Origin of the sequence: Anaeromyxobacter sp. SG64, assembly GCF_022690745.1 — a bacterium.
Lineage (GTDB): Bacteria > Myxococcota > Myxococcia > Myxococcales > Anaeromyxobacteraceae > Anaeromyxobacter > Anaeromyxobacter soli.
In genome coordinates this window covers 87,222-102,215 of sequence record NZ_JALCZB010000003.1, presented here as the reverse complement: position 1 = coordinate 102,215, position 14,994 = coordinate 87,222, and the positions used below count along the sequence as shown (strand labels likewise).

The following is a 14,994-nucleotide window of genomic DNA, read 5'->3' as shown; positions in this document are numbered from 1 at the left end:
CCCCGGCGGACGGCACGCGGCGCTCGCCTCAATGACAGTTGAAGCAGGACGCGTCCCACGCCGGATTCACGTCCACGGCGCCGTTCAGGTGCAAGGCCGGGTTGGTGATGGCCGTGCCGGTCGCGTTGGCGTCCGCATGACACAGGTCGCAGTTGCTCCCGCCCCCGTGGGCACCCAGGTGCCACGAGCCCGTCTGCGGTGGGTTGCCGTGGCACGACCCGCATGTCGCCGGCCCGTCGCTCCAGCGCGGCGCCGCTCGCTTCCCGGCGTAAGGCACGCTGTAGTAGCCGTCGAAGAAGAAGTACGTGAAGGTGCCGGCGTAGTTGCCGTGACAGTACGTCGCGGCGCAGGTGCCGGCCGTGCGGTCCCAGCTCGGCGCGGCGCCGCCGGTCCGCGCCAGCCCGCCCCAGGTCACCGTCACCGTGGAGCCGTCCATGTGACCCGCGTCGAGCGCGTCGGCGGGCTTCACGTGACACTCCGTGCACGCGTAGGCGGCCGCCGTGGCGTTCGCGCTCACGTGCGCCGTGTGCGCCCCCACGCGAAGCGCGTCGGTCTCGTGCCCCCAGGTGCCGGAGGGCGGCGCGCCGGTCGCGTCCGCGACGCCGCCGTGGCACATGAGGCAGCTCGTGCGCCAGCCCGCGCCGTGGCAGGTCGCGCAGGACGTCGTGGCGGAGCCGCCCACGCCGTCGAGGTTCGTCCCGTGGCAGCCCTGGCACCCGGCTATCCCTGCGTTCGCCGAGTACGCGTGGAAGCCCGCGCTCGCGGTGTCCATCCATCCGGCCGGGTGGCCGCCCGACGCCTGCACGAGGCCGTCGAGGTGCTTGCCGCCGGCCGAAGGCGCGATGACGACGCCGCCCGCGTCCATGGTGTCCGGATGACAGGAGGCGCAGCGCGTGAGATCGGCGGCGACCGTCGGGTGCGGCGACGGAGGCGGCAGCCCGTGGCAGGTGCCGCAGGCGGCCTCGCCCAGGCCGACGCGGGTCCAGACGGGCGCGGTCTTCGTGCCGCCTCCCATCGTCCCTCCGTGACAGTAGACGCCGGAGCAGGTCGCGGTCGCGCGATCCCAGGACGGCGCCGCGTTGCGCGCCGTGGCGACGCCGCTGAACGTCAGCTCCGCCGTCCCGCCGTCCACGTGGCCGCCCGCGAGCGCGTCGGCAGGCTTCACGTGGCAGACGCCGCAGTCGTAGGCGGGCGCGATGGCGCTCCCGGCGCCGTGGATGGTGTGGGCGCCCACCCGGACGGTGTCGGCCGCGTTCCCCCACGTCGCCTTCGGCGGCGCGCCCGACGCGGTCTCCGTCCCGCCGTGGCACATGACGCAGCTCACCTTCCAGCTCGCGATGCCGGCGGGCAGCCCGACGTCGTGGCACGTCGCGCACGCCGAGCGCGCGGCCCCGCCGGCGAGGTCGGCGCCATGGCAGTCCTGGCACGCGCCGAGCCCGGCGTTCGCCTGGAACGCGTGGAAGCCGGGGCTCGTCTTGTCCGACCACGCCGTGTCGTGCGCGACGAGCGCGACCGTGCCGCCGAGGTGGTTGCCGAGCGTGTGGCAGCGCTGGCAGTCGGTCCGGGTCGCGTTCGCGGCCACCGCGGGGTGACCGGCGGGGAGCGAGGTCGTCGCGTGGCAGTCGACGCAGGCGAGCGGGCCGGGCGCGTCCCAGGCCACCGACTTCGCCGGCCCGCCCTTCGGGAAGTGGCAGGCGACCGTGCAGGTCGTGGCGGTCGTCGCGGTGTGCAGCGCGATCGTGCCGCCCGCGGTCGTGGTGCCCCCCGGGAACGTGTAAGGCACCTCGAACCCGAACGTCGCGCCCGTCGGGTGACAGGTCGCGCACGCGAACATGTTGAGGTGCCGCGCGTGGACGCTCGTCTCGGGGCAGCTCGTGCCCGACGAGAGCGCGGACGCGTGGGCCGCGCGCGGGCGGAGCGCCGACGCCGACGCAGGCTCGGGCGTGGCTGGCGATCCACCCCGACCGCACGCGCCGAGCGCGACGAGCGCCGCCGCCGCGAGCGCGAGACCCCGCGCTGAACGGAACTCATCCCACCCACGCCTGCGCTTCATGGCGGCCCCTTCGTGGCGCTCCGGAAGCTCTCTCCCGACACGGCTCGGCATCGCGTCCACCCTCGGCATCGACGTCACCATGTCTCGCTCCCGTGGCAGCTCAGGCTGGAGCACGACCGCGTCGAGGCGTTCCAGGTTCCGGTCACGGTACGGCCGCTGTAAGTGCCGCCGAGCTTGACGTTGTCCGCGCCGTTCACGTGGAGCGTCTTGTCCACGAACCCGTTCGACGCGTTCACCACCGCGTTGTGGCAGTTCGTGCAGGGCACGCTCCTGCTCTGGTGCGTCGAGTGCCGGCCGGTGCTCGGCGGGTTGCCGTGGCAGGACGTGCAGCCGACCTGCGTCGTGCTCGTCCACGCCACGGTCGCGCCCGAGCCGGAGTTCACGCCGCCCGAGAAGCGGCCGTGGCAGTACGTCGAGGCGCAGGTCGCGCTCGTCGCGCTCGTCCGTGTGTAGGTCGCCGGCGCGCCGCCCGTCTTGGCGAGCGTGCCGAGGACGACCTCGGCGATCCCGTTGCCGTCCACGTGGGCGGTGTCGGTCCGGACGCTCGCGGTGCGCGCCGGGTGGCACTGCACGCAGGTGAGCGGCGCGGAGATGGTCGTCGTCGCGTGCGCCTCGTGGACGCCCACGCTCACGTTCGTCGTGACGGTCCGGCCCTGGATGTCCACCGGCGGGTTCTGGCGGCCCGTGGTCGTGCTGCCGTGGCAGAACGTGCAGCTCGTGTCCCACGTCGCGAAGCCGGCGCTCGTGTGGCAGGTGCCGCACGAGGTGCTCGCGCCGAGGTCGCCGTGGCAGCTCTTGCAGCCCGCGAGGCCGGTGAGGTTCGCCTGGTAGCCGTGCTGCGCCTTGTCGGCCCAGCCGGGCGCGTGCGGCGAGGCCTGCGCCTCGACGATCCCGTTCACGTGCGTCGCGAGGTTGACGCTCGTCTGCGTGTAGCCCTCGTGGCAGCTCCCGCACGCGGTGTTCGCGCTGTGCGGCGCCGGCGGCGGCGCGCCGTGGCAGGTGCCGCAGGCGGCCTCGGTTCCGTTCACCGTGGTCCAGGACGGCGCGTTGAGCAGGTCCCCGCCGACGAACTGACCGTGGCAGTAGCTCGAGGAGCAGGTGGCCGTGACCGGATCCCAGGCGGGAGCCGCGCCTCCTGTCTTGGCGAGCGTGCCGAAGGCGAGCTGCACCGCGGCGTCGGCGTGGCTCATCGCCGTCGGGACCACGTGGCACTCGGAGCAGGCGATCGGGTTCGAGTAAGCGCCGCCGGCGAGGTGCTGCTGGTGGGCGCCGACCGCGAGGGACGTCGTGAGAGTCTCGCCATCCGTGCCCACCGGCGGAGCCGCGTTCTGCGCGGAGCCGTGGCACGACGTGCAGGAGAGCGGGACCACGTCGAGCGTCCCGTTCACGTGCGTCGCGAGGTTCACGGTCGTGGCCGTGTAGCCGGTGTGGCAGTTGCCGCAGCTCGGGTTCGAGCTGTGCGGCGCGGGCGGCGGCGCGCCGTGGCAGGCGCCGCACGCGGCCTGCGTGCCGTCCACCGCAGTCCACAGCGGCGTGGTGTTCGAGCCGCCTGCCGCGAGCGTCGCGCCGTGGCAGTAGTTCGTGCAGGTGAGGGCCGTCGTGTCGAACGACGTCACCGCGCCACCGGCCGACGCGAGCGGACCCCAGGCGAGCTGGGCCACGCCGTCCTTGTGGTTCATGCCCGTCGGCACCACGTGGCACTCGGCGCAGGCGACCGGGTTCGCGATCGCCCCGCCGGCGAGGTGCTGCTGGTGCGCGCCGACCGCGCGCGCCGTCGTCGCCGTCTCGCCCGCCGTGCCCTGCGGCGGCGCGGCGTTCGAGGCGTTGCCGTGGCAGGAGTTGCAGGCCATGGCGCTGATCTCGACCGTGCCGTTCACGTGCTGCGCGAGGTTCACGCTCGTCGCGGTGTAGCCCTCGTGGCAGCCGCCGCAGCTCGTGTTCTGGGTGTGCGGCAGCGGCGGCGGTGCGCCGTGGCAGGTGCCGCAGGCGGCCTCGGCCGCGCCGCCCGTCCAGGTGGGTGCGTGGCTCGTGCCGCCCGCCCCGAGCGTCGCGCCGTGGCAGTAGGTGGAGGCGCAGGAGACGGCGACCGGATCGAACACCGGCGCGGCGCCCTTCAGCGTCGCGCGCCCGCCGAAGGCGATCAGGACGGCGCCGTTCGCGTGATCCATCGCGGTGGGCACCGGGTGGCACTCCGAGCAGGCGGCGGGCCCGGCGAGCGTGCCGGCGGCCGGGCTCACGTGGGCGAGGTGCGCGCCCACGGCGCGGGTGGTCGGCTCGGTCTCACCGCGCGTCCCGAACGGCGGCGCCGACTTCACGTTCGCGTCTGCGCCCGCGGGAGCTTGCCGGGCCTGATCGCCGTGGCAGGTCTGGCAGCCGTAGGTGCCCACGCCGCCGCCGCCCACCTGGACGTAGCCGTCGTTGTGCGTGCCGTCCGGCACCACCTGGTTGCTCGAATTGACCGTGGTCGGGTGGCAGCCGTAGCAGTTCGAGTCCGCGGGGTGCGTGCCGCCCTTGCGCGTGGCCGTCGGGGGGAAGCCGTGGCAGCTCTGGCAGCCCTGGCCGGAGATGTCGAGCGTACCGTTGTTGTGGGTGTCCGTGAGGACGCCCGACGGCAGCATGCTCGGGTGGCAGCTCTGGCAGGCCGTGTCCTGCGGGTGCGGCGCCGCCGGCGGGAAGCCGTGGCAGTTCGCGCAGTTCGGCGTCACCGGGGAGGGCGTGCCCCAGCGCTGGTAGCCGTGGCAGCCGGTGTTCGAGCAGGTGTGCGTGGTCCGGTCGTAGAACGCGAACGGCACGTCCGCGACGCTGTTCATGTGCGTCGCCGTGTTCGTGGTCGTCGTCGAGTAGCCGGTCCCGTGGCAGCGGCTGCACGCGTACTCGCTGTGCTCGAAGTGCTCGCCGGACGCGGGCGGCACGCCGTGGCACTGGTTGCAGCTCTGCCGCGCGGCCTGGCCGGTGCGGCCCCAGTACTCGCTCCCGTGGCAGCCGATGTTGTTGCACGTGCGGCGCACCGGGTCCCAGCCGGAGAGCGTCACGTCCTGGCGAGCGTTCCGGTGGAGGACCGGGTTCTCGCTCGTCGTCGTGTAGCCCGCGTGGCACCGGTCGCAGGTGATGCGCTCGTGGAGGTGCTCGAGGTGCTCACCCGTCATCGGCGGGATGTCGTGGCAGCTGTTGCAGCCGCTCGGGAAGTCCGAGACCCCGTTCACGTGCGTCGCCTTGCGGACGCTCGTCGAGGTGTAGCCCGGGTGGCAGCGGATGCAGTCGGAGTCCTGCGGGTGCGGCGCCGGCGGCGGCGCGCCGTGGCAGGTCGTGCAGGTCACGGGCGCCGGGTTCGTCCAGTTCGGGCTGTGGTCCGTGCCGCCGCGGCCGAGCGTCGAGCCGTGGCAGTAGGTGTTCGAGCAGGTCTGGCCGTCGAAGGTGGGCGTCGCGCCGTCCATCGTGGCGAGGCTGCCGAACGTGACCTGCGCGACCCCGTTCGCGTGATCGAACGTGGTCGGGACGGCGTGGCAGTAGCGGCACTTGTTCGGGATGGAGAGCCCGTTGCCGCGGTTCACGTGCGCCTGGTGCTGGCCGACCGAGCGCGAGGTGGAGAGCGTCTCGCCGCGCGAGCCGTACGGCGGCGCCGCGATGGCGAGCGGGTCCGCCTGCATGACGAGCACGCGCGAGTTGTCGCCGTGGCAGGAGGAGCAGGTGAGGTTCGTGGCCTCCACCACGCCGTTCACGTGCTTCGTGAGATCGACGCTGGTGATCGTGTAGCCCGGGTGGCAGTTGTCGCAGATCTGCGTGCGCGGGTGCGGCGGGGGCGGAGGCGTGAGGTGGCAGGTGCCGCAGGCCGTCTGCGCCGTGCCGCCCGTCCAGACCGGCGCCTGGTTCGTGCCGCCGCCGCGGAGGAGCGCGCCGTGGCACCAGGTGGAGGAGCAGGTGAGGGTCTGCGGGTCCCAGATCGCCGCCGCGCCGTCGGTCCTGGAGAGGGTGCCGAAGGTGATCTCCGGTGTGCCGTTGGCGTGGTCCATCGAGGCCGGCACGACGTGGCACTCCGCGCAGTCCATCGGGCCGCGGAGCGGGCCGCCCGCGAGGTGCTTCTGGTGCGCGCCGACCGCCCGCTGCGTCTCGAGCGTCTCCCCGTGGGTGCCGGCCGGCGGCGCCGCGTTCGTCGCGGAGCCGTGGCAGGAGTTGCAGGACAGCGCCACCTCGACCGTGCCGTTCACGTGCGTCGCGAGGGCGACGGAGCTCGCCGTGTAGCCGGGGTGGCAGCCCCCGCAGGCCGCGTTCGCCGGGTGGGGCGCGGGAGGCGGCGCGCCGTGGCAGGTCCCGCAGGCCGCCTGCGTCCCGTTCACCGTCGTCCAGGAGGGTGCGTTGAGCGGGTTACCGCCCACGAACTGGCCGTGACAGTACGTCGAGGAGCAGGTCGCGGTCGTGCGATCCCACTGCGGGATTGCGCCGTTCTTCGCCGCGAGGGCGCCCCAGGCGAGCCCCACCCCGCCGTCGGCGTGATCCATCGCCGCCGGCACGAGGTGGCACTCCCCGCAGGCGATCGGGTTCGAGACGAGCCCGCCGGCGAGGTGCTGCTGGTGGGCGCCCACCGCGAGGTCCGTGGTGGCCGTCTCTCCGCGCGTGCCGTAAGGCGGCGCGGCGTTCTGCACCGAGCCGTGGCACGAGGTGCAGGTCATGCTCTTCACGTCGAGCGCGCCGTCGAGGTGCGTCGCGAGGTTGACCGACGTCGCGGTGTAGCCGACGTGGCAGAGCTCGCACGCGGGGTTCTGCGTGTGCGGCGCCGGCGGGGGCGCGCCGTGGCAGCTGCCGCAGGTGACCTGCGTGCCGTCCACCTTGGTCCAGAGCGGCGTCGTGCTCGCGCCGCCGGCGGCGAGCGTCTGGCCATGGCAGTAGTTGGCGCAGGTGAGGGCCACCGGGTCGAAGCCCGGGACCGCGCCGCGCGCGGAGGCGAGGGGACCCCAGGCGAGCTGCACGGGCCCGTCGGCGTGGCTCGTCGCGGTGGGGACGACGTGGCACTCCGCGCAGGCGATCGGGCTCGCGATGGGGCTGCCGGCGAGGTGCATCTGGTGCGCGCCCACCGCGCGCTGCGAGGTGAGCGTCTCACCGCGGGTGCCGCGCGGCGGGGCCGCGTTCGCCGCGGAGCCGTGGCAGGAGGTGCAGGTGACGGTCGCGTCGACCTTGCCGTCCACGTGGAGGGCCGCGTTCACCGTCGCCGCCCCGTAGCCGCTGTGGCACTCGCCGCAGGCGGGGTTCTGCACGTGCGGCGGGGGCGGCGGGGCGCCGTGGCACGCCGAGCACGCGCGCTGCGAGCCGTCGGTGACCGTCCAGATGGGAGTGCGGCTCGCGCCGCCGGCGAGCGTCGCGCCGTGGCAGTAGGTGTTCGCGCAGGTCGCCTGCGCGCGGTCCCACGTGGGCGTCAGGATCACGCCCTGCACGGCGAGGCCGGTGAACGCCACGGTCGCCGTGGTCGCGTCCGCGTGGCCCGCGGAGAGCGCATCCGCGGGGACGGGGTGGCAGATCGCGCAGCCCACCGGGCCCGCGAGCGCGTGCGCCGCGGCGACGTGAGAGGTGTGCGTCCCGATGCGGACCGCGTCCGAGGCATTCCCCCACGTCGCCTTCGGCGGCGCGCCGGTCGTCCCGTCCGTGCCGCCGTGACACAGCGTGCAGGTCGTCTTCCAGGAAGCGCCATGGCACTGCGCGCAGGACACCGTGACCGAGCCGCCGACGCCGTCCAGGTTTGCCCCGTGGCAGGGCTTGCAGCTCGCGAGGTCGCGGTTGGCAGAGGCGGCGTGGAACTCGGGGCTCGCCTGGTCCATCCAGGTGACGCCGTGACCATCCGGCGAGCGGGTGCCGCACGGGTGGCAGGCCTCGCAGCTGAAGCCCTTCGAGGCGTAGAGCTCGTGGGCGGGCGATCCCGCGCCGGCGACGAGCGCCGCGGACTGGGCGCGCGGCGCCGCGCGGTCCGCGGGGCGCTGTGCGCCGGAGTCGCCGCAGGCAACGGAGAGGAGGAGCGTGAGGGCCGCCGCGAGCGGCGGGAGCGAACGAGGCGCGCGTGCGCGGCCGGAGGGCTGGCGCAGCGCGGGGCGCGACGCGCGAGTGCGTCGGGTCGTGTCGGGCACGGCGACCTCTCCCTCACGCGCCGGGGGAGATCTCGGCGTCGTGAAACTGACCACACGTGGAAAGGCCGACCCTACTGAACGGGAGTGAACCCAGAGTTGACCGCGGTCACACGGTCAGTGCGGCCATGCGTCGCATGGCTGGGCGAGCACGACTCCCGAGAGCCGGCGCGAGGGATATGAGGCGGGCGCCCGGGCAGGGAGAGCGGCGGCGACGACCTATGGTCGATGATGCGATTGATTCACTGCCTACAGCACTGGATCAGTCCTTCGCGTGGCACTTGTTGCAGAGCGAGCGCTGGAAGAAGGCGTAGCGCGTCGCCGGGCGGTCGTACATGGCCGCCTTGTACTCGGCCTGCGTCAGGCCCTGGTTGAACTCGCCGTTCGCCATCTCGGTGCCCGCGGCGGCGTCCTTGCCCGGCCACTGGCCGTCGACGGCGACGAAGGGCGCGTTGTTGTTCCAGCGGGAGAGCTGCGGGAACGCAGTGGCGTGCGCACGGTGGCAGGAGAGGCACATCACGTTCTCGTTCCCCGTCACTGGACCATCCTTCACCGAACCGTCGATGACGGCATGCGAAGCCAGCGTGGCGATGTCGGTGGTGCCCTCCTCGAACGGGACCATCGAGTCGTACGAGGAGGTCTGCGTGCCGGTGAGGTCGCCCGAGCCCTTGTACGCGTTGTAGATGGCCGCGATCGTCGTGCCGAGCGGGTTGCCGGCGAGGTCGTTCGCCTGCGCCGTCAGGAGCGCGCCGTTGCCGGCCGGGTGGATGAGCTTCGTGTTACCGGCGTTGACGCCGTTGTTGTGGATCGAGGCGTGGCAGTTCGCGCACCACTCGGACATGCCCGAGCCGTAGGCGACGCGCGTGTCGAACGTCCCCTCGGAGCGGTTGTAGGTCGACGGAGCGACCGCGATGGGCGGGTCGGCCGTGAACGCCGTGGCGGTCGGGACCGACATCGGAACGTAGCCAATGGGGGCGAGGAGGCGGTACACGCCGACGGCCGCGTCAACGGTCGGGGTGGCGCCGTAGGAGCCGGAGCCGTCGATCGGGAGGACCTTCGCGCCGAGCGCGGAGGACGCGATCGTGCCGGCCGCGTCGACGATGCGGGCGCGGCTGTGCGGATCGTGGCAGGAGATGCAGGAGAGCTTCGTCGCGTCGTAGTTGCCGCCCGGCGCCGTCGTCAGCTTCGTGTCGGCGCTGAGGCCGTAGTCGGCCGCGATGACGTTGTGGCCGTGCTTGTCGGCCGCGTTAGTGGGGGGCGCACCACGGATCGGCGTGACGTAGCTCTTCGTCAGGTAAGCGAAGTCGCCGCCGGGGGTCATCTCGACCACGCCGCCGCCCGTCGTCATGACGTGGTAGCTCTTCGGCGCCGTGTCGGCCGCCGCGTGGCAGTTGAGGCACGTCGAGCTCTGGTCGCTACCCTGGAGCAGGTAGGCGAAGCCCTGGAACTGCGTGCTGGCCCCCTTCTTGGCCATCGCAGTGTTGCCCTTCGAGTTGTGCATCGTGTGGCAGCCGTCGCAGGTCGCGACGCCGCCGTCGTGGAACGCGAGCACGGAACATGGCACGGCCAGGGCGAGCGCGACGAGCGCGCCCGCGGTCCTCTTGAAACGCATGGGTGGTCCCCCAGATTGCTGCGAGTTGAGGGCGCGGAAGATACCGGGCGGTCGGACATCCGCGATACGAAAATGTCCCGGCACGCAATTGCACGAGCCATTGACGGTTGCGGCGCTACCGTTGCTCGTCGCCGTCGGATTGCGTTGAGTCCCAGGCCTATCGCGAAGAATAGCCGTGCTCGCAGATGACGGTAAGTGAACAGGCGTGTGCCATCGTCACGGGACTCGAACATTTGACTGTGGTCAGCCTTCGGGCAGGAGCCTCCCGCCCGTGCGCATGGACAAAGCCGGCGAACACGTCCACGCCTCACCGCTGGCTCCGCAGCGCAGATGGCGGACGTCCCGGCTTCCCTCGCCGCTTGACGCTGCCGAGAGGCCCACGCGATAACGGCTGCGTCCCAGGGGGGCGGACGGGAGCGCGATGAAGCTGAATCTGGGTGGGGCCGGGGCTGCGACGGAGCGCCTTGTTCTCGCGGCGGCGGGCGTGGTCGTGTTCGCGCTCGCCATCTCCTTGCTCTCCGCGCACCGCGACCTCGACTACATCGTCTGGGCCTCCCACTACGTCGCGGAGGGACGCTGGAACGTCTACCAGGCCGTCTACGACGGCCCCGCGCGCCCGTTCATCGAGGGGTTCACGTACCCGCCGCTCGCGTATCTGTGGTTCGGCGCGATCGTGGCGGTGGGAAAGCTGTTCGGGCTCTACGGCTACGCGCCCTGGCTCGTGCCGCAGCCGCTCACCGCCGCCGAGTACCTGCTGCCGAGGCTGAGCTACGTGCCGGCGCTCCTCCTCGTCGCGTGGACCGCGCGCCGCTTCTGGGAGCAGTTCCTCCGCAAGGACGGGGAGGACCTGGGAGGCCACGCGTTCCTCGCGGCCCTCACCTCGCCCATCCTGCTCTTCGTCGGCTTCGTGTTCGGGCAGTTCGACCTCTTGCCCTCGGCCGCGACCTTCCTCGGCGCCTACCTCGTCGCGACGCGCCGCCCCTTCGTTGGCGTGCTCGCCCTGTTCTTGGGCATCTGGTTCAAGAACTTCCCGGTCGTGTTCCTCGTCGTCCTCCTGCCGGTGCTCGTGACCGAGTTCGGCTGGCGGCGCGCGCTCGCCCCGCTCGCCGTGGGCGCCGCGGTGAGCGCCGCCATCGTGGCGGCCTTCTGGAGCCCGGGGTTCCGGGAGGGCTACCTCGCGTTCCGCAACCACGGGTACGACGCGATCTTCTGGGACGGTCCGGTGCGCACGACGCTGACGGAGTGGCTGCTCGCCGGGCTCCTCGTCGCGAGCGTCTGGATGAGCCTCTTCCGTGGGTTCGCGCTCTGGCAGAAGGTCGCCATCCTGTACGCCGGCAGCGTGGTGTTCCTGCTCGCGCCGCGCTACTGGTTCCCCCAGTACATGGCGTGGGCCGCGCCGGCGCTCGTCCTCTTCGTGCTGGCGGCGCTGCGGCACCGCTCCGCTTTCTTCCCACTCGCCTACGGCGGCCTGAACGCGCTCTACCTCGCCGCGACGTTCGTGCTCTTCCCGGACAACGTCGACACGAACATGTTCCGCGCGCTCGATCCCGCCGTGCCCGGGCTCACGGCGAGGCTCCACCTCGAGGCGCTCGCGGGTCCGCTCTGGACCGCGATCGCGGTGCTGCTGCTCGCCCTCACCGGGTTCTTCGCCGCCGACGTGGCGCTCGACGATCGCCCGGGCCGCCGCCCCGAGCCGGTGCGCCCGCTTCCGCCGAAGCTCCAGCTCACGGCAGTGGCGGTCGCTTCCATCGCGCTCGTGGCGCTGTACGTCGCCGCCCACGTGGCGAACGTGTTCGCGCCGGTCGCGGGCTGAGCCGCCGGCGTGCCGCCGGTCGCCGGGGGACGTCGCTCGTCCGCTAGGGCCTCGCCCCGTCGCGCTCCGACTCCGCAGCACGCGCGCCGGTGTCGGGCTCCGCGCGCGCTCTCTTCCTGTAGAGCCACCAGGGCCCCTCGCGCGCGGCGAGCTCGAGGGGCTCCGTCGCCTCCCGGAACAGGAACCCGCCGGTGTCCTCGAAGGAGCGCGCGAGGAAGTAGTCGTACCAGCCGTCCGTCGCCCAGGTGAACTGGTCGGGCCGGAGGTTGAGCGTCGGAGTCATGGGGGGCTTCGCGCCGGGCCGGTACCGCACCACCTGCGCCGAGGTCTCGGCGAACGAGTACCCGAGCACGCCGCCACGCCTCGCCTGGATCCACGCCCCGAAGTGCAGGTAATAGGGCGCGCCCGGCAGGGCGTCGCTGTACGAGCGCCACGGCAGCGCGACGAGGCGCGGGGCCGGCGGCACCGCGTCCACGATGCGGTCGAAGCCGCGCGCCTCCGCGTCGAACCTCCGGAAGCGGGCGGTCCACACCGACATGCAGGCGAGCGTGAGGAGCACGAGGCCCGCCCGCGCGAGCGCCGTCCTCCTCCCGGGACGCGCCGGGGCGCTCAGCGCGAGGAGCGCGAAGGGCACCATGAACACGGTCAGCCGCTCGTAGATGAACGAGACCGCGAGCGCGTGGTGGGGCAGCGCGAAGTAGAGCGCGAGCACGAGGGCGAGGGGGGCGAGGCGCCCGAGATCCCGCGGCCGCGGCGCCCGCGCGAGGAGAACTAGCGCGGCGAGGGCGAGCGCGATCGTGACGGAGAGGATCCCGGAGGTCTCGCCGTCCCGCAGCACGTCGGGCGCCGTCCCGAAGATCATCCCGGGGAGATCGGTGATCCGCCTCGCGGTGTCGACCCAGATCGTCGCCTCGTCGGCGTGCCTGGAGGCCGCCGCGAGATCGCCCATCCTCGCGCGCGCGATCCAGATCATGAGCGGGACGGGCGCGGCCAGGGGGAGCGAGCGGAGCAGCGCGAGCCGCCAGCCGGGCGCGCGGTGGACGATGACGGCGAGCGCCGCGCATGCGGCCACGGCGAGCGCCATGGCGTGCGCGAAGAACACGAGCACCGTGAGGAGGCCGAGCTCCAGCGCGCGCCGGGGCGAGGGGCTGGAGGAGCTCCGGATCGCCGCCGCGACCAGCGCGACGGCGAGCGGCGCCGCGACCAGGTACGGGAGGAAGCCCCAGTGGAACGAGAAGCTGAACGCCGCGGGGAACGCCGCGAGCGAGGCCCACGGATCCCCGTCCGCTGCCCGGAGGAGGCGAGCGGCGGCGAGGGGAAGCGCGATCACCGCCAGGCTCACGACGAGGTGCAGCGCCGCCGGGATCCCCGCGAGCTCCGCGAGGGCGCGCACGAGGAGCGGCGAGAGCACGTAGGGCGTCGCGAGGTCGAGCCGGACGCGGTCCGCGAATCCCCACCCCGGGTCGCGCAGGTGCATCCACATCGACGCTCCTGCGGCGTGCTGGGGGAGATCGACCATGGGCAGGTAATCGACCGACCAGATCGGGACCAGCGTCGCGATCGCGCACAGCAGGAAGGCGGCCGGGTAGATCGGCTCGACCCGGATGGCTCGCGGCGCGGGCCGCGCGCCGGCGTCTCCTGCGAGCGGCGGCGTTCTCATGGCCCGGCGCGCAGGCGGCCTCGCACGAGCGCCAGCGCCTCCTCGATCTCCGCGTCCGTCCCGCGCGCGATGCGCGACGCCTCCGCGAGGACGTCCGAGGCCTCGGCGAACCGCCCGGCGCGCGCGAGCGCCGCGCCGAGCCAGTAGCGGTAGTCGACGTTCTCCGGATACCGCCGGACGAGCGGCTCGAGCGCGGCGATCCCCTCCAGCGGCGCGTTGGAGACGGTGAGCATCCGGCCCAGGTCGCGCCGGAACTGGCGGTCGGGCCGGAGGGCGTCGGCGGCGTCGCACTCGGCGACGGCGGCCGCGAACCGGCCGGTGCGGAGGAAGAGCAGGCTCCGGGCGCGGTGTCGGGAGGCGGGACCGCGGACGGTGCGCGACGCCTCCTCCAGGTCCGCCACGGCCTCGGGGAGACGGCCGCGCGCGGCGAGCTCCTCCGAGAGCTGCCAGTGCGCCATGAGGCTCTCCGGTGCTGCGCGCACCGCGGCGGCCCAGAGGGTGAGGTCGTCCTGGAACGCCGCCGCGCGCGTGGCGGTGACGACCGCGAGGAGCGCCGCGACCGCGCCCGCTCCGGCGAGCGTGGCGCGGCGGTGGCTCGCCGCGAGCCTCGCGAGACCCGCCGCGGCGAGCGCGACGGGACCCATCAGCGCGACGTACTGCAGGTGGTTCGAGGCGGGGCCGAAGCGCAGGTACGCGATGTCCACGAGCCCGAGGACGGGCAGGAGCATGAGCGCGTGGAAGCCGAGGGCGAGGAGGACGGGCCGACCCCAGCTCGCGCGGCGCGACCACAGCAGCGCGAAGCCGGCCGCGAGGCCTAGGAGGGGCAGGTAGAACGCGGGCGATCCCGCGGCCACGGGCCACTCGGGGTAGACGAACGCGAGGCGAACGGGGAGGAGCGCCCGCTCGAGATACGACACGAGCGCCCAGCCCGCGCCGCCGAGCCGCTCGCCGAGGCCGCGCTCCGGCAGCCACCCGTCGGTCATCGCCCGGACGCGCTGGAACCAGATCGTCGCGAGCCCGGCCGCGAGGGCCACGGCGAAGAACGGGGCCGTGCGCACGAGGTCGCTTCGATCGATCCGGCCGCGCCGGTACCAGGCGAGGAGGAGGAGCACCACCGGCAGCATGACCACGGACGTCTTCGCGAGGAGCGCGAGCGCGAACAGCAGCAGGGCGACCGCAAGCTCGCGCCGGCGTCCCCTCCGCTCGCCGTGAAGCCACGCGAGCGCGCTCCCGAGGAACAGCGGCGCGGAGAGCGTGTTCTTGAGCTCCGAGAGCCAGGCCACCGACTCGACCGTCACCGGGTGGACCGCGAAGAGGAGCCCAGCGAGCCACGCGCCGGGGATCTCGAGCGCGCGCAGCACGCGCCACAGGAGGATCGCAGTCGCGGCGTGGAGGAGGACGTTCGTGAGGTGGTAGCCGAGCGGTGCGCTGCCGAACAGGCGCGCCTCGACCCAGAGGACCGTGTACGTGAGCGGCCAGTAGTCCTTCGCCGCGGCGCTGAACCAGATGTCCGCGAGCGGCCCGCGGACGATGGGTCCGTCGGGGAGGAACTGGTGGTCGTCGAACACGAACCCGGCGCCGAGCGCGGGGAGGTAGGCGAAGAGCGCCGCGATCGCGATGGCGCCCGCCGCCCAGGCCGCGGCGCTGCGGGTGTTCCTCGGGAGCATGAGGGCGCCGAGTATACCGGCAACGGGACGGGTCGATTTTCTCGGGCGCCGCGCGGAGCGGGCTGCCGCTCGACCGCCGGCG

The 14,994-nt window shown here is 73.4% G+C and carries 6 protein-coding genes; 1 reads left to right on the top strand and 5 read right to left on the bottom strand.

Annotation, left to right across the window (positions count from 1 at the left end; genetic code table 11):
- Window positions 1-28 precede the first annotated feature (28 nt).
- The 3 genes from MNZ29_RS01760 to MNZ29_RS01750 all read right to left on the bottom strand — a co-directional run bounded on the left by MNZ29_RS01760 (window position 29) and on the right by MNZ29_RS01750 (window position 9,772).
- On the bottom strand, window positions 29-2,053 hold the full coding sequence (locus MNZ29_RS01760) for a CxxxxCH/CxxCH domain-containing protein (RefSeq protein WP_242352478.1): 2,025 nt from the start codon (window positions 2,051-2,053) through the stop codon (window positions 29-31).
- Between the two features lie 74 nt (window positions 2,054-2,127).
- Window positions 2,128-8,163 (bottom strand): CxxxxCH/CxxCH domain-containing protein, encoded by a 6,036-nt coding sequence (locus MNZ29_RS01755; RefSeq protein ID WP_242352477.1) that lies wholly within the window; start codon window positions 8,161-8,163, stop codon window positions 2,128-2,130.
- A 259-nt stretch (window positions 8,164-8,422) separates the two neighbouring features.
- A complete protein-coding gene (locus MNZ29_RS01750) occupies window positions 8,423-9,772 on the bottom strand; it encodes a cytochrome C (RefSeq protein WP_242352475.1) in 1,350 nt (449 codons plus the stop codon).
- A gap of 421 nt (window positions 9,773-10,193) precedes the next feature.
- Here MNZ29_RS01750 and MNZ29_RS01745 point away from each other — a divergent pair, with 421 nt between their 5' ends.
- Window positions 10,194-11,585: a hypothetical protein gene (locus MNZ29_RS01745; protein ID WP_242352473.1), complete on the top strand. Its 1,392-nt coding sequence runs from the start codon at window positions 10,194-10,196 to the stop codon at window positions 11,583-11,585.
- 43 nt (window positions 11,586-11,628) lie between these two features.
- Here the strand turns inward: MNZ29_RS01745 and MNZ29_RS01740 are convergent, their stop codons facing one another.
- Window positions 11,629-13,245 (bottom strand): hypothetical protein, encoded by a 1,617-nt coding sequence (locus MNZ29_RS01740; RefSeq protein WP_242352471.1) that lies wholly within the window; start codon window positions 13,243-13,245, stop codon window positions 11,629-11,631.
- Window positions 13,242-14,912, bottom strand: coding sequence for a glycosyltransferase family 39 protein (locus MNZ29_RS01735; protein WP_242352469.1), 1,671 nt, complete (start codon window positions 14,910-14,912; stop codon window positions 13,242-13,244). Before MNZ29_RS01735 ends, MNZ29_RS01740 begins: the two co-directional genes overlap by 4 nt.
- Window positions 14,913-14,994 lie beyond the last annotated feature (82 nt).